This is a genomic window from Lachnoanaerobaculum sp. MSX33 (genome assembly GCF_000512995.1).
Taxonomy (GTDB): Bacteria; Bacillota; Clostridia; order Lachnospirales; family Lachnospiraceae; genus Lachnoanaerobaculum.
On sequence record NZ_AZXX01000062.1, the window covers coordinates 136,576 to 162,289 of the forward strand.

The following is a 25,714-nucleotide window of genomic DNA, read 5'->3' on the forward strand; positions in this document are numbered from 1 at the left end:
TCCTATTCTACAAGCTTAATAAATTTCCAAGTTCCCTTCTTCACAGCTGCCACACCGCCACTGTTAAAGCAGCCTGCTTCACTAAACCCGAAATCAATAACTACTGTGGCTTTTTTATTAATATATCCCCACTTTTTTCCGTCATATACGGCAGCAAAACCGTTTGAAAAAGATTTTGCATTCTTATATTCGGTCATTAACTCAACTTCACCGTTCTTATTTGCAAAACACCATTTATTTTTCATTTTAACTGCTGCCATATCATCCGATACAAATGCTTTTGCATCATCAAAGCCTTCGCTTCCCTTCATATTTCCGTCCAAATCAAAAATATGATACTTACCGTCAAGCTTTGCAATATATACATTCTGTGAAGTCGCAAATCCGAAATCATCCATTATCACATCATCATATATAAAATCAGTAACCTGTGAAAAATCATTTTTGATAACAGCCCATTTGTCTTCTTTTTTTACCGCAGCCCTCTTATTTGCAAATCCTCCTGCAAAATCATAGGTCAACTCGGTAGCTTTTTTTGCATACTCGTCTATATAAGAATACTTTTCTCCTGTCTTATAAGGAGCCAGCTTGTTTCCAAATACGCCAAGTGAATCCACTTTAAAGTCAGGCAAAAGCTTCTTGTATCCGTTTTTTTCTATATAGTACCAATCACCGTCTTTACAAACGGCGGCATAATTGGGCTCCTTGCCATATGGTAATATATCATCATATTGAGACTTTATCTTTTCACTGCCGTCCGACTTCATAAGGCCCTTTTTATCATCATTTGTGAATACATAAAATCCGTTATAGTACTCATCTATAGAAGCTCCGGCAAAGTAAATTTCGGTATATATTCCTCTAAGCTTACCCTGCAATTCCAAAAAATCACCATCATTAGGTTGTCTTTCAAGATAAGCATTTACAACTTTTAGAGCATTTGCATTTTGCTTTCTTTCCATATAGTAATCGATGACCTTTTTTGTAATTACTCTCGGATAATTATAATTTTCCAAGATCATACTTCCCTGCTTTTCAAAGTCCTTATATTTCTTTAAATTAAGATAATCATCAAGAATTGCCTCTTCCACCGGAAGCTTATCTTTGGTAAATTCAAGTGCTTTTTTATACTGATCAAGAGCATCTATATAAATTTCTTTTTCATCCAAAGCTTTGGCTTTTGAAATGTATTCATTGTATTTTTTACGTTCACTTGCGTTGCCGCCTATTATATTTCCCCAGCCAAGTACCAACAGTAAGATTATTACAGGTACCAATATTTTTTTCATTGTCATATACAGCTCCTAAAATCCCAGTAACATACAAGCGGTTACACCGAAAGCAATAAAAGGTGCAAAAGGTATTTCATCCTTTGTAGTTGCTTTTTTGGTAAACACCTTAAACAGACCGTATAATGCAATGGATACAAGTGATACTATCAATACTCCCATCAAAGTATAAGTTCTCAAGTAAAATCCCAATGCTCCTACAAGCTTTATATCCCCCATTCCGACACCGTTTTTACTGATTGCCTTACTTATGGCAAAAAGTCCGCTACCGATAATCATTGCTACAGCAGAATCTATAAATATAGCCAATGCCTCAATTGTATTTGTAAATACATTTATCAAAATAAATATACAGGAAATTCCCAATATAAATACAACCGCCTCATTCGGTATTACCTTTTCTCTGTAATCAATTCCTGCAATTATTAAGGAGACGGATATCACAGTCAAAGCCTTAAATGATTTAAAAATATCGTAAGCATATATCCTATATAAGATACCTATAGTAATTCCTATAATCAAATATGTAATTATCAAAAATACATTTTGCCTTGAATAAATATTGCCATACCTTTTCTTGTACATATACAGTGTAACAGCATATGTTATCAACATAAAAACTACGCAAAAAATCAAGTTCACCATCACCTGTATCTCCTATTCTGTCGTATATAATTTCAACTCCATGCCGTTTTCTCTTGCATATTCCGTTGCAAGGATTATTGCCTTTTGCTGATCAATACTCAATTCTTTGTTTTTCACTACCAGATAATAATACTTTTTATTATATTTATCAGATGTAATATCTCCTTCCCAACTGAAGTTTTTAAGTCTTTTCATATCTTTTTTTATCGCACTTAAAAATTTCTTACCGTCCTGATACTCTATCAAATCGGTATCCATACTATGAGTTCTGGCTATATATCCCTCTTCTTCATTAAATATACTTATACTTTTGTATATACTTGAATCCAGATTTCTCTTTACAACTGTATTATTGTAATTGCTTATCTCCTCGCCTCTATCTTTGGTACTCTTATCCCACACTGAAGCCGGTATATTCAGCCTGTTGCTCGGTGTTACTACCGGAGTTACATTGTCAAAATTATCTTCTTCACCCGGTATTTCATCAGCACCGTCTTCAAGTGCTGCACCTGCAACGGCTCCTCCGGCCTCATTGGGCTCATTAAAGCTTCCGTCTCCAATCCAAGCTCTGGTGGATGCGGTATTTTTCAATATAAAATCAAATTTATCTATAAACGGTAACGGTATTCTCATCTTATATGTGGCACTTATTTCAATGCTTTGCATATCCAGAAAGAAACTCGAGCCCCAATAGTTTATCCCGTTTTTTCCACCCTGTACTCCCAACTTTTCCAAATATCCGTTTGGAAAACTCTGTAAGTACTTATTTGTAACGGCTCTGCTTATAGGCATTGCAACAGCCAACTTCACAGCATCATATGCACCGTCTTTTATAACCGCCAATATTCCGTTAAAAATTGCTTTTTCATCAGAAAAGTAGTCGGTAACGTAAGTATGCATAGCCTGTCCTGCATCATATATCTCCTGTGCACTCTGTCCCACACTGTTCATTTGAGATAATATATCTTCAGGATATTGCTCAGTTCCTTCATCCAATATATTTGAAGTCACATCAGTTGCATTTTCCAGACCGTTTGCACTGGCATTGAAAAACACCTGTACGGTATTAAGCATTTTCTTTGTTTTATCGGTAAATTCACCCGCCTCACTTGATGCACCCTGTCCTATATTGTGTACTCCAAGTTTCTTTGCTATATAAGCATACTCTGACACCTGCTTCGCAGTTTGATCTATAGCATTTTGTATACTTGTATAAGCCCTGTAAACATTAATCATACTTAAAATGGCAATATACGATGAAATAAAAATCATAAGTATAAGACTTGCTTCTACCGTAATAAAACCTCTTTGCCTGTATCTATCCATTAGTTTGCTCCTTAGTGTGGCCGGATAAAGCTACTCAAATTCAAACTATTTATCCAGTTTCCAATAATCATCCAAGCTTATAAGAGTTTCCATAGAAGCTGTTGTTGATTCTTTCAGCTTTTCATAGTTTTCTTCCATGGTCTTTGCCTCTTCAGCATTTGACATATCAACAGGTCTTACACCCCATATTGCCATTCCCATTCCATATCCCTGATTATCATCGGCAGGATATGCACCTGCTCCTTCAGGACTGAAATAGTAATATGCTATATATCCGGCTCTTACAAGTTCAGGAAATCTCGTATTTGAAGGATCCTTTCTTGTTACATCTATATGACCTTCCTCTTTTATAAAGTCGACACCGTTATAAGTTACCTTCTCTGTATTATCTACGATTACTTCATATTGTTGATCTGAATACATTTTGTACATTCTTCCATCTTCTAAAAAAGCATCCCATAGGGTCGTCAATCCTTTCATTATATGCGGTATTTTTTCTAAGTTCTCGCTATATTCTATGTCCCAAATTATTTCAGTATCTTCTTTACTTACACATTGCTGTTGAAAAAAGCATGATGCTAGTTCGCCTTTATTCTCATTAAACCCAAATATGAGCCAATTTGTTTCAAAAAAACCTGCCTTAGGAAACTCACTGTCTGCCATAAGGTCTATGCCACCTATAGTTCCCAATGTTATAGGATGTTCGAACTTATTTTTCTTTTCCTGCTTTTTGCTTGTCTCTTCGACTTTGCTTTCTTTTGTTGTACTTTCAGCGGTTTCAGTACTAACTGTATTTGTATTCGACTTACTACATCCACTTACGATAATACTTGCTGTGGCCAATACACCTATAAGTAAAACTCTTTTTATATTCTGCATATTCTTTTTGGCTTATAGCCAACCTCCTTTTAATATCCCAATACACCTTTATAATCTATAGGGTATCCAAATTCCCCTTTTAAATTAAATTTTTCATTTTTTAAATTAAATGCATCCAAATTTATAAATATAGGTTTTATCTGCGTCTTAGCTTCTACCTGTAAAAGAACTGTGGCTTCCTGCATAGAAAATCCCTCTCCTGCATAGTAGAGTGAACCTTCCTTACTTGCATTAGTCTGTATCAGATTCCCCATTCTACAAATCACACTCTGCTCATCCAATAAATACTGTATAGCCAGAAAAACCATAAGATAATCTTTATAGCTCATGTTAAAAGTGCTTGCCTTCGTCTTATCAAAACCGTTCAGCTCAAGTTTATCCTTTCCCTCTCCTATACTCAGAGCATCTCCACCTGCACCTTCAAACTCTTTATTGAACTCATTTATCTTATTATTTATAGCTTCCTGTGCATTACTGTTTGCGGCATCCAAAGCACTTCCTACACTGTTCTTAAGCTTTTCTTCAAGCTGAGTTTTATCAATAACAGAATTTATGGTATCAATTAATCCCTTTTTTCTTTTCTTAAAATAATCTTTGATATTTTCATTTATACTATCTGTTAACTGATTGACATTCTCACTTGTAATACCTGATGTCTGCATTACAGCCTCTACAAGCTTATCTCGGCTGTCATTTGTATTAATAGTCTTAAATGCCTTAAGCTTTGCCTGTGCAACCAAACCTCCGGTTGAAACCTCAGCTTCCATATCAGCCTGAATCTGATCAAAGCTTTCCTTTAGTGCAGCTTTAAGTCTTTCTTCCAGTCCGTCTCTTGCATCTCCTATCTGTGCCATACACCATAATACTTTCTCCTGTATGGGTGTCTGTATTGACGTAATAATAGTATCTGTAGACGTATCCACCATATTGTCTACATAATCTTCCAGAGTAGTATTGAAATCCTCTTTCATATCATCCGTATACTCATTCATCTTCTTGTACAGCTGACTTGCAGCAGTCTGTGCAACAGCTTGAGCCATACCGCTGAATCTTGATCTCCATACATTCGGATTTTTATAAAGCGGTACCGACTTTCCCGACACCAAGTCATTGATATCCAACGCACTTTCAGTCAATGCCGCCGCAATCAGTAATACATTCTGAACTATCGGAACTCCGAATCCTGTCCAGCCTGCTATGGCCGTAGCCATTGCAAATGTCTCATTTCTTAGAGCACTGTCACTTGTATACGCATATATTAAATTTAACAAAAGTCTTATACCGAATATTCTTGTTTGTACACCAGACACATTTTCATTCAATTTAGGATTACCAAGAAGTATATACTCCTGCTCAGCTCTGTAAGCTTCATTGTTCTTTTCACTGAAAGGCACTCCCGACAAAGTCTTTTCATTTGTGATTCCACTCTCTTCCCTGTTTGTCGTATAGCAGCTGAACATTGTAGTGGTATATGCCATAAGATATAGCTTATCTCTTCCACCTACCAGTATGTCTCCGATTCTGTCAAATCCCGAAACAGCTTCTTTTGAGGCCTTCAAAGCATTGTCAGCCAATTTCTTATCACCACCGCTTTGAAGTGTTTCCATTGTATTTGAATTCATTATCTGTGCCGCCTGAGCACCTATATTCATTACATCAGCTATTCTTACCGTACTTATTTGCACAGGTTCCGGAGTATTATCAACATGTGAGCCGTTAATCATCTCATCTCTCTTGTTTTTCTGCTCCGAATCACCTTCAGTTTTTGTCGCAACACTGTTTCTTTCAAGAAATGCAAAAAGCGGATCTACATAGTACTTTCCGTCTGTATCTGTCATACCGGAAGTTACTGAATCCATATCATAGCACTCTACTCCAATATAGTTTCGCAGTCTTGGATTTATGTATCCAAATTCCGAATCAACTACTTTATATCCCTTTTCCTCTTCGGTAATTTCAACCACCTTTTGTATCTTGGAAGGAATACTGTTCTCAAAATCCAGGAATACAAGTCTGCTGTCTTCTGTAGGAATATAAGCTCCCAATGTATGTAATGCTTCCTGCTTTGACTCAATTTCACTGTTTGTAGTCAATGTATCCGTATTTGTCAATCCGGATACATATAATATTATGTTGTTTACCCAACCGTCATCCGTATCATCTGAAGTAGCCGGATGTATTCCCGCATATTCATATTTTTCCAAATTTGCTATAACCTTATTTGAATAATCTATAGATCTCTCAAATATTTTTGTCATTTCAGTGACATAACCTTCAATAACAGCCTTTGTCTTGGTATTATAGTCCTGACGCATATCATTTTTTACACCCGACTCCGCCATATTGCCGATATTTATATCCCAGTTATTGGCTATATCTTTCAGTTCCTTAGCCGATGTTTTAAGTTTTAAGAGCTCACCTCGAACACCTTCAGCTTTCTCTTTAAGTCCTGTAAACCAAAGATAGTACTCTCTTGCAGTCCTCATTTGAGGTGTGGCAAGAAGTTTAATATCATTTCTAAGATCTTTCATGTACTTATCTCTCAGATTGTTTACATTATAGTTTGGACCGAGAGGTGCGCTTGAGAGCTCCGAACTCCCGTAATTGTCAGGTACAACTTCATTTACACCTGTTTGTTCCCAATCACCGACGAACTTTTTATCATACCATTCCTTGATATTTTTCCAATCCGCCTCCAAATCTCTTAATTCTGCTTCTAATCTTGTAATTTCCGAGCTGTAGTCATTCTCTTCATCACTTTTACTTATATAACTTGCAATATCACCGTTTATTCTTATTTTCTCACTTTCGTAATGCTCCTGTGCAAGATTAAACCTTTTAACTACAGTTTGAAATTCATATACCTCAGTCTTATACCGATTATAATAATTTACATAATTGCCGAATCTATTGTACTCTAAAGTGGCATTCCCTCTTGGCGTTGACATCCAATCTACATATGACAAAGAACTTGTAACCATATGAAAGTCTGTTTTCAATTCACTTATATCATTTTCAAAATTTTCCATTGAATAATGAATATCACCACCTTGTGCATTATTGTTACTGTTACGCCAATATTTATCCTGCTCAAGTTTTGACAGCTTTTCCACCTGTACATATGCCAGTGCATCTCTTGTAGCATATTGAAAGTTATTGTCTCCCAAGACATAAATATCATCCTTTATCTCCTTTGGAGTCTTAAAATTTCCTGTCGGATTTATCAAATAATCCTCATATTCTCTTGAAAGAGCATATATTCTTAAGCAAAGATCTTGAATGTCCTTTAGTTTTTTTTCATAATCTCTTTTGTTTTCCAATACCTTTTGTTGGTCCGGTAATGATTTTAAGATATTCATCTTCTCTAAAAATCCATACCCTATCACCGCCGGTGCTCTGAATTTCATATAATCAAGCACCTGTGCCCTAAGCACATTTGCATTGGAAAGATTTGCACCTGCCGCCTGACTTACCTCAAAACTTCCGTCAGTCAGCTTCATTTGCATAATATCTGAAATTTCGTTTCCACCGCTTCCTGATAATGCAATATCAACAAGCTCTTTTACCAGGCCTTGATCATGCAGGCCGTTGCTTTTTAATGTGGCATCAAAATATACTTCCAGATTATTTCGTAATTCAGTCATATTCTTAGAAATGGCAAACAGTCCGTATGTGTCCTGTAATACCGAATTATAATATGTTAATCCTGCATTGAGTGCCATATCTCCGGCACCTGATACTATATTTCCGGCAAGTATTATTCTGCCGCCATCAACCAAAACAGTGGTAAATATTATAACCACTGTTAAGATAAGTGACATAAATATGGTCAGTGAACCATGTTTGTTATAAAAGATTTTCATATTGTCACCTGCCTGTTCCACCCAGTTTATCTCTTAATGTCTTTAATTTATTTACATAGACATCGACCCTTTCCTTTAAATTAAATTTCTCTAAAAGGAAATCTATGAGATCCGCTCCCAGGTCGATGTCTCTGACAAATTCCGTTGCATTGGAGGAGAATGCATAACTTGATTCCTTAAGCTCAATTTTTTCCGGAACACCTACACTTTTAAGTGCCTTACCCAATCCGGCAGGCAATTTAATTCCGTACTTGATATTGACTTTTACTGTAGGTGTTATTATCCCCGTGAACTCTATATCGGAATCTACACTCAAACCGCTAACCATGGTATATTTATATAAAAGCGTATTCAGTTTTTCTTCAAAACCGTCTCCGATTTCATCCTTACTTCTGAAAAAACCCGCGTAGAGTTCCCTCTCCTTATAATAACTGTCAACTCCGTCCGTACCCGGAAAACTCATTACGTCTATATCTATACCGCCACTTATCGGTGCGAGATATTTTTCGTATCCGGGATATGCTCCGTCTCTTGCGGCTTGCGAAGCAATCTTTGCACTGGCAAACTGTACCAAAGTCTGCTCAAGCTTTAAAAGCCCCAAGATAAGCATTGCAATTATAGTAAATATGAATAAAGGATATATTATTGCCGCTTCTACCATCAAAGTACCACGATTGTTTTCACCTCGCATATCTCCTCCTTGGCTCAATATTTTATGGTGTACTGTTAGTACTGACGAAACCGCTAAGTTTATCCAGTATTTGACCGACTATATCCTTTAGCCTGTCGTGAAATAAAGTTGCAAGTGCTATTATGATAACTATAAGTACCATAACCGCAACCATATCGGATGCTCCACGCTCTTCTTTCTTAAAAGCCTCAACAGCTCCGTTAAGTTTCATTGTCTGTGTAATAAAAAACAGATCAATAAGTTCAAACATTTTTTCCATCTTGTTTCTCCTCTCTTTGAAAGTTTTAGTTATGTAAAAGCTTTAGTCGACTTTCAGCTCAAACATCAAAATCTAAGACCGGCAAACATAGGCACCATTATCAAAATGAGTACTCCTAAAAATATAAGACCTATCGGCATTATCAATTTACTGCTTGCCTTTTCACCCTTTCTTTTTACTTCATGCTTTTTCTCTTCCCAAGCTTCATTGCTCATATCTCTAAGAAAAACAACCACTTCACCGCTTCCTTTTTGCAGATTCTGTATCATCATCGTTGAAAACTTTCTAAGAGACTTTATAGAGCATCTCTCTCCGAAAGTCTTATAAGCTTCCACCTCCTGAATTCCGTTACTCAGCTCCAAGGCGGTGTTTCTCATTTCCTGATATAAAATACCTTCATTTGTGGCTGCCACCTTCATCCATGCCTCTCTTATAGGCACACCTGCATTTACAAGCAATGTAAGCTTTGAGAGCATTCCCGGATAATCCCTTAAAAGCTCATCCCTTCTTGAGTTTATCTTGTCATTTAACAATTCATCCAAATACCATATCATCATTGCGCTTACCGCCACTCCGGCTATTACCAGTTTAAAATTTCCGCTTATTCCCGTTATCATAAACATAAGTAATGTAAGCACTATTCCGAATGTAATCTGTCCGCCTCGCAGTATATAAAAATAATAAGGTCCGTATTGTTTTCCGTATATTTCCGAAATAAGCTTGATCTTTCCTCTTGAATTTTTACTGTTCATATCAAAATGTATCAGCTCCATAAGTCCAAATCCGATATAATATATGTCAGACAGGGGATACTCACCCTCCGGTATTCCCGATAATACATCTTTAAACTTTTTACTGAATCTGAAATGTAAGTAAAGTACAAACAATGCAAATATTGTTACCAATATCATTACTATCATATTTTTACATCCTTATATTCACTATTCTTCTTCCCATCATATAGGCTCCTGCAAACAATCCTATTGCAAATATCTTTACCATCACTGTAAAAGCCGTATTTGCCGCCGCAGACATAGTTCCCATTCCGCTAAGTGCAATCATTATTACAATAGGCATTACCATCATAATGTTTAATTCATTTTCCTTTTCAGTGAGAATGGTCTTTATTTCCATCTCAATTTCTATCTTGTCATTGATTATCTTTCTGCTGTCCCATACAACCTGCTTGATATCTCCGCCCTGTCTGAGTCCCGACTCAAAGGTGGCCGCAAAGCTTGCAACATCATCAAGTCCACATCTGTCCGCAAAGTCCTTTAGTAAGTCTTCGATAATTATATTATTTGTCATCCCGGCTATTATTATTCTGGTTTCATTTACAATATCGGATTTTTCACCGTAAAGACTTAGTAAATCTTGATAACTTTCCGCAAATGCCTCCATAGTATTCTTTCCGGAAGAATAAGATGTTGTAAGTGCCTCAAGCAGATCTCTAAACTCAACAAGCAAGTCTCTTTGCCTTTTTTCTTTTCTGTATTTTCTAAAAAAATGTATAGCAGGGATTCCACAGATAATTCCCGATATTAAAGAAACGCCAAATATTCTAAAGAAGACCATAATTACTACAAAACCAAGTGCAAATCCAATTGAAAATCCGACAAGATAATCTACCAATCTCATATGATATATATGATAGTCATCGGCATTCCCCATAAGACCGTGATTTTCTATATAAGTATCCGACTTACTTTTCAGTATTCTTTTTATCATTAAATAACTCCTTTATATCCCATGAGCTTTAGTTTGAATGTATTCTTTAAAGGATTCTTTGTTCTCTTAAGCTCACCTACCACCTTATCCATGGTGCTTTCTTCACTTTCCTCAAATACATACAGGGGATTCAGTTCTATCTCACCGTCTTTTAATCCCATAACCTCCGATATTTCCATAGTCTTTCTGCTGTGATCTCTAAGCCTTGAAAGATGTATAATTATATCCACCGCCGAAGATATCTGCTGCCTTATAGCTTCAAGAGGTAGACCTTCAGCACCCATAAGTACCATAGTTTCCATTCTGCTAAGCATATCTTTTGTAGAATTGGCATGTCCTGTAGAAAGTGAACCGTCATGTCCGGTATTCATTGCCTGCAACATATCAAGTGTCTCGGCACCTCTTACTTCACCGACTATTATCCTTTCAGGTCTCATTCTTAGAGATGTCTTTATAAGATCTCTGATTGTAATCATTCCCTTTCCTGAAGAGTTTGAATTCCTAGTCTCAAGTTTTACAAGATTTTCTATACCAACTATTTGAAGCTCCGCAGAGTCTTCTATCGTGATTACTCTTTCCGTCTTCGGGATATAGTTTGATAAGGCATTTAAGAAAGTGGTTTTACCGCTTCCTGTGCCTCCGCTTATAAATATATTGTATTTTGCTTTTACCAATGTTTCTAAAACCTTGGCTATTTGTGGTGTAATGGATTTATATTTTATGAGTTGCTCCACCGTCATAGGTGTCTTTGAGAATTTACGAATAGTTAAAGTAGGCCCTTTTAATGCTACCGGAGGTAAAACCACGCTCACTCTTGATCCGTCCGGAAGCCTTGTATCTACAATAGGATTTGATTGATTTACCTCTCTACCGGCTCTTCCTACAATACGCTGTATTATATCCTCCAGTTTTCTTTGGCTGTCAAAACTCTGATTTAATCTTTCAATCTTTCCGTTTCTCTCAATGAAAATCTCGTCTGTACCGTTTATCATGACCTCCGTAATATCATCATCCTTTATGATCATATCAAGAAGCCCCAGACCTCTTATTGATGAATAAAGCTCATCTGTTAAATTTACTCTTTCTCTGATTGAAATATAGACATCGCCCAATTGCTCACTGACCAGCTTTTCTATTTTTGAATAAAGCTCTTCGTCCTTTAACCTGCTTAAATCGAAATATTTAGATATGTATTCTCTCGCTTGATATAAAAAAGCTTTTCGTTCCAAATCGTTCATGCTGCTCTCCTTTAAACATAATATACAATTATATCTAATCCATTCTACGTAATAACTACAATTTGCAAAAAACTTTATGCCACGATTATATCGGCCTAACGGTTTAGTGTCAATATAGCTTTCTCATCTTTGTGAATGTTTTTTTCTTATACCTTAATTCATTGTCTATACTATATAAAAATATATTGTAAATTTTGGTGCTAACTTCTAAAAGACTACGCTTCGGCGTAAGAAAACCTTAATAATTTTTGACATGTAACGCTAGATTAGTACAGTAAATTATGCTATACAATTACATTGTTGAGTGTTTTTATATTGCCTATTTTGCATTCTACAATCTATTAATATGCTATAATACAGGTAAATACGGAGGATGAAATGAATTTAATATTTGAACTTACTAATGAGCAAAGAAAATATCTTGGGCTTAATCCTGTAGAAGAGCACTGGGAACTTGTAAAGTTTGATGACAATATTTATCACTATTTTGAAGGTGATACTATTAAAAAAGAGATAACAGTCAGTGAAAACTATTATCATGAATCTGAACTAAATGAAAAGACGGCAGAAAACCGTACAATGATACTTCCAAAAACTAAAAGAGGTAAAATCAAAAAGTTTAATTATACCGCAGTTCAATCTTTTTCACCTTTGGGAACTTATTTTACCTTTTCTACAGCTCAGGTTATTATTGCCAACTATACCACACAGAGGACTTACTATTCTGAAAGTTTTCCGGAAAATGAAAATATAACAATTGATAAACTAAAGAAATGGCTTGAAAAATGGATAAAGGAAACCGGTGAAGAAGATTTAAAAGAAATAGAAGAATTTAAAAGCACAAAAAGAAAGCATTGCAAGTTCAAAGAAGGTGATTTCTTTGCTTTTAAACTCTCAAGAAGAGAGTGGGGATTTGGTAGAATTTTACTTGATGTCGCCAAGCTGCACAAGGATGAAAATTTCAAGAAAAATAAAAATTACGGCTTAGCACATCTTATGGGAAAGCCTTTAATAATCAAAGTCTATCATAACATAAGTGATACTAAAAATATTGATTTGGAAGAATTATCAAGGTGCCATGCTTTGCCTTCACAGGCTGTTATGGATAACATTTTTTACTATGGTGAAGCCGTTATTTTAGGAAATTTACCTTTGAGTCCGGAAGAAAATGATATGTTTATTTCAGTCAGCGAAAGTATAAGCGCTACAGATCCCGATATTGCATACCTACAGTATGGACTTATCTATAAAGAAATTCCTCTGTCCAATTATCTGAAGCTTATCAAGGAATTAAACATAGGTCCTCAGACTCTTAGAAGAGAAGGCATCGGTTTTGTAATAGATACTTATAAATTAAAAGAATGTATCGAAGCAAAATCAAATTCTCCGTTTTGGGAGAAATATAAGAAAAAGAATGTACCTGATTTGAAAAATCCTGATTATATAGAACTCAAAAGAAAAGTTTTTAAAGCATTCGGACTTGATGCGGATAAGAGTTATGAGGAGAATTTGAAGGCAGAATCACATTTCAATGATGAATTGGAAAAAGGATATGCGGATATGCAAGCCGGAAGAACTAAAAATGTGGACGAAGTCTTTGCCGATATTCGAAAAGATTATGGTCTATGATATATGAAATAAAACTATCTAAATAGTCTGACAGAGATTTGAGAGAAAACTTTGAGTATATTGCTTTTGATTTACAATCACCCACTGATTTGTTTATTTATATTAAATCCTATAATATAGATTTCAAAAGAAAAGTTTTGAATTATAATCTAAACTATCAATTTATGAGAATATTACAAAATGTTATTTAAAAAATATCCTGACAAAACCACAAAGCTAAAATGCCTTGTATTTGTCAGGATATTTTTATTTTGTACTATATACTCCAAATTTCTTGGCTATATAAGCATATTCGGACACCTGCTTTGCAGTCTGATCTATAGCATTTTGTATACAAGTATATGCCCTGTATACATTCATAATACTTAGAAGTGCTATATACGCCGCAAAAAATCATAAGTATGTTTGCTCCTTAGTGTGGTCAGATAAAACTGCTTAAATCAAGACTATTTATCCGGAATATTTTAATAGGCTTTTTTATGAATCTTCCAGTACTCATCTAAGCTTATCAATGTCTCCATAGAAGCTGTTGTTGATTTTTTCAGTTTCTCATAGTTTTCTTCCATAGTCTTTGCTTCAGCTTCATCCGACATATCTACAGGTCTTACAACCCAGATTGCCATTCCCATTCCATAGCCATTAAGGTCATCGGCAGGATTTGAACCGGCACCTTCAGGACTGAAATAATAATATGCTATATATTTGCCCCTAACCAGTTCAGGGTGATCAGTATCAGAAGGATCTTTTCTTGTTACATCTATATGCCCTTCCTCTTTTATAAAGTCTACACCGTTATAGGTAACCTTTTCAGTATTATCTACAATCAATTCATACTGTTGTGCAGAGTACATATAAAAAAATCTATGATCTACTACAAAATCATCCCATACACCCTTCAACCCTTTTAATATTCCGGGGATTTTTTCCAAATCCTCACTGTATTCTACATGCCATATTTCTTCCGCAGATGTTTTATCAGTACATTCACGTTGATAAGAACAGGAAGCAAGTTCACCCTTATTCTCTTCAAAACCTAATATACTACCGGCACCTGCAGGAAAATACCCAGCCTTAGGAAACTCACGGTCTGCCATAAGATCCATTCCGCCTATAGTCCCAAGCGTCTTACCATATTCAAACTCTTTTTTCTTAGTAGACTTTTGTTTGGTTTCTTCAACCTTACTTTCTTTTGAAGTAGTTTCACTGCTTGCAGTACTTCCTGTACTTGTATCAGACTTGCCACATCCGGTTCCGATAATACTTGCTGTAGCCAATACACCAATAAGCAACATTTTTTTACATTCTTCATCTTCTTAACTTTCGCCTAAAAGGCATCCTCCCGATTATATTAAAAGAGCAGGAGAAGCTTTCCTTCCCCTGCTCCCGATAATTTTATATTTTACCTCGATATAAAGTATCGAATTATTTTACCCATCTTCCTGAAGCATCAAGTCTATAGCCGTCTGCGGTAGTTGTATTGCTTAGCATTGCTCCTGACGGACTCATATAGTACCAATCATTTCCTGACTGTACCCAGCCTGTAGCCATAGCACCTGAAGGATTCATGTAATACCAGTCATTTCCTGACTGTACCCAACCTGTAAGCATTGCTCCGCTTGCATTAAAGAAGTACCAGGCTCCGTCTATTTGTCTCCAGCTTGTAGCAATATGTCCTTCTCCGTCAAAGAAATACCATATGCCGTCAACCTGCTTCCATGTATTAGTTACATAGCTTCCGTTAGACTCTTTATATTTCCATCCTCTATCAGTGTTTTCCCAACCCTGAGATGATGTATTTGAAGATGAACCCATATCTACATAAAAGTAACCCACTCTATTTGCATTTTTTTCATTGAAGTAGCTTCCCTCAAATTCATATGGGAGTACAGCGTTACTACCTGTAATCTTAGAAAAAGATATTATAACATCCTGTCCGGTATATACTTTATATGAACTTCTTTTTAATATAGGATCACCAATATTATAACTGCGTATTGTAAGCGGCGAATACTCTGTTTCCTTGTAGAGAGACAATGGAGCAAGTGCAAAAGACGATTTTTTGTAGTTAAACATAATAATATTATTTTCTTTATTAATTGCCCCTGAAGGATCATAGAAATATGTATCCATATAATCTGAGTCACCTCTATTCATACTAAGAACAGCATCTTTCGTAATAACCGGCATGGTTATCTCTGTTCCAAGCGGTGAGGTCCAAGTGTAAGTCCTTCCCGTATCTCCGCTCTTTATTGTGACATCAGGATTGCTTGATGTAAAAGCAAATGCATTAAAGCACATCATCACAGAAAAAGCAGCTGTTAATAAAAATAGTTTCTTCATAAATACTCCTTTCAGCCCTACCTGCCTTACTTATTCATACATATATCTTACTTAGTAACTAAAACAAGTCAATACTGAGACATCTATGAAGAAGAAAGTGATATAGCCAAAAAATATATTTTCTAATAGTTTATAAAACTATAGAATACAATTATATACTTTGGATCTTTATTTTGTCCTTACTTACACATACCTACATTTTTCACACAAAGGACTATTTTATAATATTTCTTTTTAACAAACTTTATATGCCGATTATATACAGGCATGTTTTTTATGTCAATATTATGCTCTTTATATTAATATAAAATTAAAAAAGCACTCCCGACCTTTAGGTAGGGAGTGCCTTCGTATTAATTAAACAGCTTTTACTGAATCTTCTTTATATGTAACTTTCTTTATTATAAAGAGTACTCCAACCATTAATGCTACAGCTATTATAAGTGATATAACGACATTCTTTACAAAAGCCGCTATTATATAGCTTACGAATGATACCGCTGCAACTAACATTGCATATGGTAACTGTGTATTTACATGGTTGATATGATTTGACTGTGCACCTGCACTCGCCATGATGGTTGTATCTGAGATAGGTGAGCAGTGGTCACCGCAAACAGCACCTGCCATACATGCTGAGATTGAAATGATCATCATCTGTGAATCTTTTCCTGCAAATACGGCAACAACTATAGGGATAAGGATACCGAATGTTCCCCATGATGTTCCTGTTGAGAATGCGAGGCAAACCGCAACAACAAAGATAATTGCCGGAAGGAGTAATTGCATTCCTGCTGCAGAGTGCTCCATCATTGTAGCAACAAATTCCTTTGCTCCAAGTACATCTGTAATAGACTTTAATGACCACGCAAATGTAAGAATAAGTATTGCAGGTACCATTGCCTTAAATCCTGCAGGTAAACAATCCATACATTCTGAGAACTTAAGTGATCTTCTTACAATGTAGAATACCAATGTGATAATAAGTGCTATAAAGCTACCCATTGAAAGTCCTACTGAAGCGTCACAGTTTGAGAAAGCTTCAACGATGCCTGCACCGCTGAATATTCCACCTGTATAAAGCATTCCGATAACACAGCAAATAATCAATGAAACGATAGGGAAAAGCATATCTATAAGCTTACCGTCTTTATGCTCTCCTCTGTCAAGGTCTTCAAACTTTTCTTCTCCTGTTGTAAAGAGATCGCCCTTCTTTGCATTCTCTTCATGGAGTTTCATAGGACCGAAGTCAAACTTCCAAAGTGTAATAACAAGCATCATTACGATTGTAAGGAGTGCGTAATAGTTAAAAGGAATTGCCTTTACAAAGAGTGCAAATCCGTCTTCACCGTCAACGAATCCTGTAACGGCAGCAGCCCAGGATGAAATAGGTGAAATGATACATACAGGAGCAGCTGTAGCATCTATCAAATATGCGAGCTTTGCTCTTGAAACCTGGTGCTTATCTGTAACAGGTCTCATAACGCTACCTACTGTAAGACAGTTGAAATAGTCGTCGATGAATATAAGACAGCCGAGAAGGATTGCTGTAAGCTGTGCTCCCACTCTGGTCTTAATTCTTTTTGATGCCCATTTACCGAAGGCATCGGAGCCGCCGGTCTTATTCATAAGAGCAACAACCATTCCCAAAATAACAAGGAAAATCAAAATACCTACATTATAGGCACTTGATAAAACTGAAACAAATCCGTTTTCAAAAATGGTCTTCATTGTTCCTTCAAAGTTAAATCCCGATGCCAAAAGGCCTCCGAAGATAACTCCGATTGCAAGTGAGCTATATACTTCTTTACTTATAAGAGCAAGTACAATAGCTACAAGTGGTGGTACAAGTGACCAGAATGTTGCGTACAGCGCAGGCTTCGGTGCTTCAGCTTCCGCTCCGTACACTATCATCGGACACATAACTAAAATGAAAATCGCTAAACATAGCAAGTATGATTTTTTATTTCTAAAAAACCCGGGATTATAAGTGTCATTACCACTATTCATACCTTTTCCTCTCTTTACATTTCTATACCGACACGGGCTCTTATACCCTTGTCAAACGGATGCTTTACCTTTTGAAAGTGTGTCAGATAATCAGCAAGTTCTACTATCTCATCCTTAGGATTTCTTCCGGTCATAACCACTTCCAGATTTTTCGGGCGGGATTTTAAAAAATCTGTGAGTACATCATGCTCCACCATATTAAGGTTATAAGCATCTATTATCTCATCCATTACTACCATATCAAACTGCTTGTAGGTAGCCAGATGAACAATTTCTTTTAAATGATTGGTGAAAAACTCTTTAGCAAGAACCTTTTCTTCATCAGTCATATTGAATGTAAAACCGAAACTGTTTTTCTTTGTATACAGTTCAATGTTTTCTATATTTTTTAGAACCTTAAGTTCGTTTGAAGTATCACTTTTTAAAAATTGTGTAAACAGGACCCTTCTGCCGCTACCTGCACATCTTACCGCCAGCCCTACAGCTGCAGTTGTCTTTCCTTTACCGTCGCCTTCGTATACATGAACAAGTCCTGTCATAAAATCTCCTTTACTTACCTAAGCCTCTTCTTAACATCTCCGTAACTGCAAATGTAGCTACATCGTCTGCAAACTTACCTGTTCCGAATCCCGCATCATAGCCGAGCTCTTTAGCCAGCTCATGTGTGATTCTTGCACCTCCGCAGATAAGTACATATTTGTCTCTGAACTCCTCGGCTTCCAAAAGCTCCACAAGATTTGTAAGATTCTTTATATGAATATCTTTTTGTGTAACCGTCTGTGAAACCAAAAGTACATCTGCCTTTAACTCTCTTGCCTTCTCAATGAACTCCTCGTTTGTAACCTGTGAACCGAGGTTATAAGCTTCAATCATCTCATATCTTTCAAGTCCGTAATGTCCGGCAAAACCTTTTCTGTTCATTATAGCATCTATTCCTACAGTATGAGCATCGGTACCGGTAGAAGCTCCTACCACTACTATCTTTCTGTGGAAGTTTTCTTTAATAAACTCATTAACTTCTTCCATGCTCATTGTTTCTTCTTCAACTGTCTGTACATGAATATTTGTATAATCCACACTGTGTACAAGGCTACCATAAACTACATAAAATGTAAACTCTACATCAAGTGACATTCTGTGTGCAATATTCACATCCGATAGTCCCATTTTCTTTGCAAGTATTCTTGCAGCTTCCTCACCTCTTTCATCATTCTTGACAGGGAGTGTAAAGCTGATTTGAACCTTGCCGTCATTCATGGTATCGCCATAGGCTTTAAGCTTTGTAAGGTCAAGGGTCTTATCAAACTCAACCTTATTAAGATTATATAAACCGCTACTCATCCTTCACCTCCTTTTTCATAAGAGGAATAAATGGGTTAAAGTATACATTATCTTTAACAACAACTCCGTCTAAACCCTTACCTCCGTTAAAAGGTCTCTTTATATCCGCAAAAGTTCCCTTTTCAAGTGTAGCAAAAAGTCCGTTTGTCTCTATCTCCGAAAGAAGTGCTGCGGCCTTATTTAAAACTTCATTTGCTCTGTTTCTTATAATACCGTCCTCTTTAAACTCTATCTCATCTCCAAAGTCCTTCATTGTTCTGAAGATATACTGTGCGTTTTCTATTGCAAGCGCTCTGTCAGACATAAAAGGTGTATGTATAGCCTCAGTCATCATTCCCAGAAGATGTATCTTTTGATTTGTAAGTATTGTAACCATATTAAAGAGTGCATCCTGTACATGACCGCGGAAGATATTTCCTGTCATAAACTTTGTAGGAGGCATGTACTTAAGCGGTGCTTTCGGGAAAATTTCTCTTGCCATCTGTGCCTGTGCCAGCTCAAATAAGAATCCGTTTTCAGCATCGGGTGATATCTCAAATGCATGTCCGAGTCCCTGCTGTGCAGGCGGAAGACCTGCCTCTATAGCAAACTGCTCATTTAAAAACTGTGATGCAAGTACGGTATGTGCCTCTTCTATAGCATCTGCAGTAGTAAGGTAGTTATCCTCACCCGTATTTATAATAACTCCTGCAAATCCGTTTATAACTCTTGAGAAATACTGATCAACCAGAGTTCTTTGCATATTTATATCTCTGAAAAGAATTCCGTAGAGTGCGTCATTGAGCATTACGTCAAGTCTTTCCATTGCACCCATTGCCGCTATCTCAGGCATACATAGTCCCGAACAGTAGTTGCAAAGTCTGATATATCTTTTTTCTTTCTCTCCAACCTCATCCAAAGCTTTTCTCATCAGTCTGAAGTTTTCCTGTGTCGCATATGTTCCGCCAAAGCCTTCTGTAGTAGCACCGTACGGAACGTAGTCAAGAAGGCTCTGTCCTGTAGTTCTTATAACGGCGATTATATCTGCACCCTGCTTTGCCGCAGCCACGGCCTGTGTTATATCCTCATATATATTTCCTGTCGCAACTATAAGATATATATAAGGTCCTTCCTTGTCTCCGAATTTTCCGAGATATTCATTTCTCTTGTCGACATTTTTTTGGATTCTTTCCACCATAGCTTTTGCTACAGGTGCAATTGCTTCTTCTATCTCTTTAGATGAATGAATCTTAAGTTTTGATAAATCTATCTCACCCTTATCAATCCCCTGTGCTATCTCAATAGGTGAAAGCGAAAGTTCCAGCATTGCGTTTCCAAGCATAAATGCCGCACCCATCGGAAGAAGTTTATTTTCTACAAGGTGATCAACCACCACATTAGGCAGCGGTACTTCCACGCTGTTTACTCCGTCAATCCCCAAAAGTCTGCATACCGTTCTCTCTACAGCTACTGTAGTATGATCATCAATAAAGGCTTGGACATCCAGTGCAACATTCTTAGCACTGCTTCTGGCTTTAGAGATTAAACTTTTATCAAGTCCAAGTTTACTCATGTGTATATCTCCTATTTCTTATCATGTGATCTTCTGAATCTGGCCAAATCAGCCGGTTCAATTGTCATGGCAAGTCCCTGTTCAAGAGCTGCCACTCCTCCTAAATGCTTTTCTTTCTTTCCCCTGCAGATATCACAATTGCAATTGTTCTCATAATGCTCAGGCTCCGTATATGTTGTGATAACACCTTCATAGTTTCTGAGTATAACCTTTCCGGGGCTCTGTGAAATAACATAATTCGGCATAACAGGTGTCTTTCCGCCACCTCCCGGTGCATCAACTACGAATGTAGGAACACAATATCCTGAAGTATGACCTCTAAGTCCTTCTATTATCTCGATACCCTTTGATACAGGTGTTCTGAAATGCTCAAGTCCCTGTGAAAGGTCACATTGATAAATGTAGTAAGGTCTTACTCTTATCTTTACAAGCTCATGAACCAAATCGGTCATTATATGTACGCAGTCATTTACTCCTGCCAAAAGCACTGTCTGGTTTCCAAGAGGAATACCTGCATCCGCAAGTCTTGCACAAGCCTCTGCAGACTCTTTTGTAATCTCGCTCGGATGATTGAAATGTGTATTGAGCCAGATCGGATGATACTTCTTTAACATATTTACAAGCTCAGGTGTAATTCTTTGCGGCATAACAACAGGTGTTCTTGAACCGATTCTTACTATCTCAACATGCTCTATTTTTCTAAGCTCGGAGATAATGTACTCAAGCTTTTCATCACTTATAAGCAGTGCATCACCGCCTGAAAGCAGTACATCTCTTACCTCAGGATGTCTTCTGATATAGTCAAGGCATGCATCCACCTGTGATGTAGGTACACTTGTATCGTTTTGTCCTGCAAATCTTCTTCTTGTACAATGTCTGCAATACATTGAGCACTGGTCTGTTACAAGGAATAAAACTCTGTCGGGATATCTGTGTGTAAGACCGTGTACAGGTGAGTCAGTATCCTCATGTAAAGGATCCGCAAGATCCGCTTCAGCTATATGAAGCTCCGACACTGTAGGTATTGCCTGCTTTCTTACAGGGTCGTTCTCATCCTCAAGATCGATAAGTGAAAGATAGTATGGTGTGATAGCCATTCTAAGGTTTTCCAGACATCTCTTTACACCTTCTTCTTCTTTTTCGGTAAGCTTTACATACTTTTTTAAGCTCTCTACATTTGTTATTCTGTTTCTAAGCTGCCATTTCCAGTCGTTCCACTCATTATCGGGAACATCTACGAACAATCCGTTTTCTCTACTGTTTCTCATCTTTATTTCCCCTTACATACTGTAAATTACACGTATTTTTTCTCAAAAACTTCTCTGATTGTCGGATTTTCACGAATTTCCTGCAATGTTATCTTGTCATGTCCCTTTGTATATCCGTTTCCTATGATCATATCAATATCTTTTCCTACACCCTCCGCTCCGAGTGCAGCCTTTGTAAAGCTTGTAGCCATTGAGAAGAAGTATACACATCCGCCGTCACGAACAGGAAGGATTGCGCTCATCTCACAGTTATTTACATTTACGCAGCATATTGAAACATCATATTCTCTTCCGTCATTAAGCTCCAAAGCCTTATCAAGTACTTCTACAGGAAGTGCGGCACTTGCCCGGAATGCTTCATGACAAAGTCCCATCTTCTTTAACTCTTCCACACCTTCTTTGCTGTAGTCCATAGCAACTACCTTACCTGTAGGTCCTACTCTCTTCATTGCCTCATAGCAAACAAGCATTCCGCTCTTTCCGGCTCCTCCGAGTACCAGTACACTCTGTCCCGACTGTACAAGCTTTGCTGTCTGTGCAGGAGCTCCTGCTACATCCAAAGCTGCAAGTGCAAGCGGCTCAGGAAGATCTTCAGGAAGTTTTGCATATAATGCGCTTTCAAATAATACTGCCTGTCCTTCGATATCCACTCTGTCGATTTCAGGATGAATAGCCTTTATCTTATCAATCTTTAAAGGTGTCATTGAAAGTGATACCAAAGATGCAATCTTATCTCCAACCTTGATATCAGTATCAAGCTCTTCACCGATATAGCTTACGGTTCCAATAAACATACCGCCTGAACCGGTTACAGGATTTTGCATTTTTCCTCTTTCATTTACTATATCAAGAATCATCTGCCCGATTTTTTCAACATCTTTATTGCAAACTTCTTCAATCTGTGTAAATGATGCGGAGTCGATATTTAATGAAATAACATCACAGATAATCTCATTTGAATATCTCTTTGTCATATCATTGTCTATCTTCTTTGCCGCCTGAGTTAAAACTCCCTGTGGTTCAATAACTCTGTGAATACCGTACTTGTTTCCCTTTAACATAAGTCCTCCATTATTTCAAACCCAATATTTCTCTTGCTTCAGCCGGTGTTGCTATCTCTCTGTCAAGTTCCTTTGCAAGTCTTACGACCTTTTCTACAAGTTCACCGTTTGACTTTGCCATAACACCTTTACTGAGATATACATTATCTTCAAATCCCACTCTTGCATGACCACCCATAAGTATAGCCATGGTCACCATAGGAAATTCCGCTCTGCCGACTCCCGATGCCGTCCATGTGGAGCCTGCAGGTATACTCTCCACCATAAAGTTTAAATCTCTTGCAGTTCCCGAGATACCGCCGTTTACACCCATTACAAAGTCAAAATGCATAGGTGATTTTATAATACCTTTTTTATTTAGGCGAATAGCCATATCCACCATTCCCTTGTCAAATACTTCAACCTCAGGTTTGATACCAAGCTCATTCATTCTGTTGGCAAATTCTATAATTGTATTTTCAGTGTTTACAAAGATATCGTCTCCGCCGAAATTACATGTTCCGCAATCAAGTGTTGCCATCTCGGGACGAAGCAAGGTAGGTGCCAGCCTCTCTTCATTGCTCATTCCCACCGCTCCGCCTGTTGAAGGCTGAATGATAACATCAGGCAATTCTTTCTTTATAGCGTCAATACATTCTTTAAATCTTTCCGCGCTCTGTGTAGGTGTGCCGTTATCCTCTCTTACATGAAGATGTATAATAGCTGCTCCCGCATCATAAGCGGACTTTGCTTCTCTTACAATCTCTTCCACCGTATAAGGTACATTCGGGTTTTGCTCTTTTGTAACCTCGGCACCGCATATACATGCCGTAATAATAAGTTTATCCATAATATATTCTCTATTTATTGTTTCTTTGTCTGTCTTTTAATACTACACAGGTTCCGCTTGCTCTGCATACCACTACAGGCTCTTCCAAAACATCACATGCGGAATCGTTTATATCGGTTCTCGGTGTAATAACTTTTCTTGCCTCAAATACCATCTTTCTTGATGTATTTCCTACAGAAACGATTTCACCTGTTGCTTCGATGAAATCTCCTGCATGAACAGGTGCCAAAAACTCTACACTGTCATAAGCTTTGAAAAGTCCCTCGTCACCGTCATTGATAATCAAAAGCTCTGTTGCCACATCTCCGAATAAACCAAGCATTCTTGCTCCGTCCACCAATTCACCGCCATAATGTGCATCATGAGCGCTCATACGAAGTCTGATAGTTGATTTAACCATATTATATTTTCCTCCTCACGTAGATAAGTCTTCTTATCCTTTTTTATGTCTATATATTACAATAAAATTAATATATTTATTACTGACTAAATGTATATAAAAAAATACAAGTTAGTGGACAAAGTGTATATTTGCACAAAAAAAGATATAGACCACATGTGTTTTCTTATGTAATCTATATCTTTATTCTCTTAAAATATCAATCAAAATAATCATTAAGTATCAAGGCCATGGACAAATCCAGTCTCTCATAGTAATCATCAAAGTTAAAGCCTGTCAAATCCTTAATACTGTCCATTCGATTTATAAGAGTATGCCTGTGTATAAAAAGTCTTTTGGCGGCTCTTGTTACATTTCCGTTTTCCTCCAGGAAAAATCTTACAGTCTTTATATAATCACTGTCCGACTCTCTGTCTTTATCAAGAAGCAGCCTTAATACCTTATTCTCCTTAGAATAGAGGGTGTTTGTTCTGTATATTGAATATAATTTTTTAAGGAACGACATATGCTCATACAGACATGTACCACGTATGGCTCTTACACTGTGCAAGGTCTGAAGCGCCTCCATACAATGCTTCATCGAAACATCAAGTCCGTTGTCATCTGAAAGCATATCGGCCGCAACAAAAAGATTCAATCCTATCTTATTTGAGAGTCTTATAAGTAATACCTGTATTTCAGCCAACAGATCCTTAAGTTTTGTCATATTCTCAAGGCCTATACAAAATGTCATTTGCACTCCCTTTTCAAAATGGCAAATATAAGTATCACATCTGATTACAACCAATGAATTTATATTTTCAAAGGCCTCCTCTATATCAGGACCCACTTCATTATATACATTTACCGATGAAACAGTCAAAACTGCAATTTCATTTTCATTTCCGATACCTCGAAGGAGACTTTCTTTAAGTTTCTTTTTCAGCTTCGGATAAAAATAATTATAGTCCAGATAGCTTTGATTTCCGAGTACCGACTCCCTGTTTATCTCACTTATCAATGTCTTTAAAACTTCCGAAAAGGAAAAACTTGCCGGCAATTCAAGTACCGGAAATTTATATTTTCTGGCAGACTCAAGTATGTAAACAGGTATACTCTCAACATAATATCCTGTCTGTACCATAAGTCCGACCACTCCCTTGGCTTTCAGTCTCTTTATCAAATTAAAATATCTTGTATAGTCGGCCAGATCAAATCCGGTTGTTATAAGAAGTTCACCGCTTCCAACCATATCAACGGAGTCCAAAATTTCCTGAACATTTACCCAGCTGATTATATTTCCCGCACTCTCTCTTCCTGTTATAAGTTCCGTTCCCGGGAAGAAATTGTTCTCAATGATGTCTCTTACAGTAAGTGGCATAAGTCT

The 25,714-nt window shown here is 37.0% G+C and carries 22 protein-coding genes; 1 reads left to right on the top strand and 21 read right to left on the bottom strand.

The window, feature by feature from the left end:
- Positions 1 to 2 precede the first annotated feature (2 nt).
- The 10 genes from HMPREF1495_RS06555 to HMPREF1495_RS06600 all read right to left on the bottom strand — a co-directional run bounded on the left by HMPREF1495_RS06555 (position 3) and on the right by HMPREF1495_RS06600 (position 11,918).
- On the bottom strand, positions 3 to 1,295 hold the full coding sequence (locus HMPREF1495_RS06555; protein ID WP_034213068.1) for a WG repeat-containing protein: 1,293 nt from the start codon (positions 1,293 to 1,295) through the stop codon (positions 3 to 5).
- A 9-nt stretch (positions 1,296 to 1,304) separates the two neighbouring features.
- Positions 1,305 to 1,934, bottom strand: coding sequence for a prepilin peptidase (locus HMPREF1495_RS06560; protein WP_034213070.1), 630 nt, complete (start codon positions 1,932 to 1,934; stop codon positions 1,305 to 1,307).
- Positions 1,935 to 1,946: 12 nt separating this feature from the next.
- Positions 1,947 to 3,260, bottom strand: coding sequence for a hypothetical protein (locus HMPREF1495_RS06565; RefSeq protein ID WP_034213071.1), 1,314 nt, complete (start codon positions 3,258 to 3,260; stop codon positions 1,947 to 1,949).
- A 45-nt stretch (positions 3,261 to 3,305) separates the two neighbouring features.
- Positions 3,306 to 4,139 carry a hypothetical protein gene (locus tag HMPREF1495_RS06570; RefSeq protein WP_034213073.1) on the bottom strand — a complete coding sequence of 278 codons (834 nt, stop codon included), beginning with the start codon at positions 4,137 to 4,139 and terminating at the stop codon, positions 3,306 to 3,308.
- A 29-nt stretch (positions 4,140 to 4,168) separates the two neighbouring features.
- Entirely contained in the window at positions 4,169 to 8,002 is a 3,834-nt protein-coding gene (locus HMPREF1495_RS14075; protein WP_034213075.1) for a DUF5702 domain-containing protein, read from the bottom strand.
- A gap of 4 nt (positions 8,003 to 8,006) precedes the next feature.
- On the bottom strand, positions 8,007 to 8,693 hold the full coding sequence (locus tag HMPREF1495_RS06580; protein WP_034213077.1) for a TadE/TadG family type IV pilus assembly protein: 687 nt from the start codon (positions 8,691 to 8,693) through the stop codon (positions 8,007 to 8,009).
- A 22-nt stretch (positions 8,694 to 8,715) separates the two neighbouring features.
- Positions 8,716 to 8,952 (bottom strand): Flp1 family type IVb pilin, encoded by a 237-nt coding sequence (locus tag HMPREF1495_RS06585; protein WP_007593238.1) that lies wholly within the window; start codon positions 8,950 to 8,952, stop codon positions 8,716 to 8,718.
- A 65-nt stretch (positions 8,953 to 9,017) separates the two neighbouring features.
- The gene (locus HMPREF1495_RS06590; protein ID WP_009662341.1) at positions 9,018 to 9,872 is read right to left on the bottom strand and encodes a type II secretion system F family protein; all 855 of its coding nucleotides are present in this window, start codon (positions 9,870 to 9,872) and stop codon (positions 9,018 to 9,020) included.
- Positions 9,873 to 9,876: 4 nt separating this feature from the next.
- Positions 9,877 to 10,680, bottom strand: coding sequence for a type II secretion system F family protein (locus tag HMPREF1495_RS06595; RefSeq protein ID WP_034213079.1), 804 nt, complete (start codon positions 10,678 to 10,680; stop codon positions 9,877 to 9,879).
- On the bottom strand, positions 10,680 to 11,918 hold the full coding sequence (locus HMPREF1495_RS06600) for a CpaF family protein (RefSeq protein ID WP_034213082.1): 1,239 nt from the start codon (positions 11,916 to 11,918) through the stop codon (positions 10,680 to 10,682). The genes HMPREF1495_RS06595 and HMPREF1495_RS06600 overlap by 1 nt, the downstream gene beginning before the upstream one ends.
- Positions 11,919 to 12,296: 378 nt before the next feature.
- On the opposite strand from HMPREF1495_RS06600, the gene HMPREF1495_RS06605 reads away from it, so the two are divergent.
- Entirely contained in the window at positions 12,297 to 13,547 is a 1,251-nt protein-coding gene (locus tag HMPREF1495_RS06605; RefSeq protein ID WP_034213084.1) for an immunity 26/phosphotriesterase HocA family protein, read from the top strand.
- A 464-nt stretch (positions 13,548 to 14,011) separates the two neighbouring features.
- Here HMPREF1495_RS06605 and HMPREF1495_RS06610 read toward each other — a convergent pair whose 3' ends face one another.
- The 11 genes from HMPREF1495_RS06610 to HMPREF1495_RS06660 form a co-directional block, all read right to left on the bottom strand.
- Positions 14,012 to 14,839 (bottom strand): hypothetical protein, encoded by an 828-nt coding sequence (locus HMPREF1495_RS06610; protein WP_034213086.1) that lies wholly within the window; start codon positions 14,837 to 14,839, stop codon positions 14,012 to 14,014.
- Positions 14,840 to 14,969: 130 nt separating this feature from the next.
- Complete coding sequence (locus HMPREF1495_RS06615) at positions 14,970 to 15,887, bottom strand: N-acetylmuramoyl-L-alanine amidase family protein (RefSeq protein WP_034213087.1); 918 nt, start codon at positions 15,885 to 15,887, stop codon at positions 14,970 to 14,972.
- Between the two features lie 357 nt (positions 15,888 to 16,244).
- A complete protein-coding gene (locus tag HMPREF1495_RS06620; protein ID WP_034213088.1) occupies positions 16,245 to 17,897 on the bottom strand; it encodes a Na+/H+ antiporter NhaC family protein in 1,653 nt (550 codons plus the stop codon).
- 14 nt (positions 17,898 to 17,911) lie between these two features.
- Positions 17,912 to 18,436 carry a cob(I)yrinic acid a,c-diamide adenosyltransferase gene (locus HMPREF1495_RS06625; RefSeq protein WP_034213089.1) on the bottom strand — a complete coding sequence of 175 codons (525 nt, stop codon included), beginning with the start codon at positions 18,434 to 18,436 and terminating at the stop codon, positions 17,912 to 17,914.
- A gap of 10 nt (positions 18,437 to 18,446) precedes the next feature.
- A complete protein-coding gene (locus HMPREF1495_RS06630; RefSeq protein WP_034213090.1) occupies positions 18,447 to 19,238 on the bottom strand; it encodes an OAM dimerization domain-containing protein in 792 nt (263 codons plus the stop codon).
- Positions 19,231 to 20,790, bottom strand: a complete 1,560-nt coding sequence (locus HMPREF1495_RS06635; RefSeq protein WP_034213091.1) for a lysine 5,6-aminomutase subunit alpha — start codon at positions 20,788 to 20,790, stop codon at positions 19,231 to 19,233. Before HMPREF1495_RS06635 ends, HMPREF1495_RS06630 begins: the two co-directional genes overlap by 8 nt.
- Positions 20,791 to 20,801: 11 nt before the next feature.
- Positions 20,802 to 22,058 (bottom strand): lysine 2,3-aminomutase, encoded by a 1,257-nt coding sequence (ablA, locus tag HMPREF1495_RS06640; RefSeq protein ID WP_034213093.1) that lies wholly within the window; start codon positions 22,056 to 22,058, stop codon positions 20,802 to 20,804.
- Positions 22,059 to 22,084: 26 nt separating this feature from the next.
- Positions 22,085 to 23,119: an L-erythro-3,5-diaminohexanoate dehydrogenase gene (locus HMPREF1495_RS06645; protein ID WP_034213095.1), complete on the bottom strand. Its 1,035-nt coding sequence runs from the start codon at positions 23,117 to 23,119 to the stop codon at positions 22,085 to 22,087.
- 10 nt (positions 23,120 to 23,129) lie between these two features.
- Positions 23,130 to 23,948 (bottom strand): 3-keto-5-aminohexanoate cleavage protein, encoded by an 819-nt coding sequence (locus tag HMPREF1495_RS06650; RefSeq protein ID WP_034213097.1) that lies wholly within the window; start codon positions 23,946 to 23,948, stop codon positions 23,130 to 23,132.
- Between the two features lie 10 nt (positions 23,949 to 23,958).
- A complete protein-coding gene (locus HMPREF1495_RS06655) occupies positions 23,959 to 24,348 on the bottom strand; it encodes a hotdog fold domain-containing protein (RefSeq protein ID WP_007593276.1) in 390 nt (129 codons plus the stop codon).
- A gap of 199 nt (positions 24,349 to 24,547) precedes the next feature.
- Positions 24,548 to 25,708 carry a PucR family transcriptional regulator gene (locus HMPREF1495_RS06660; protein WP_034213099.1) on the bottom strand — a complete coding sequence of 387 codons (1,161 nt, stop codon included), beginning with the start codon at positions 25,706 to 25,708 and terminating at the stop codon, positions 24,548 to 24,550.
- Positions 25,709 to 25,714 lie beyond the last annotated feature (6 nt).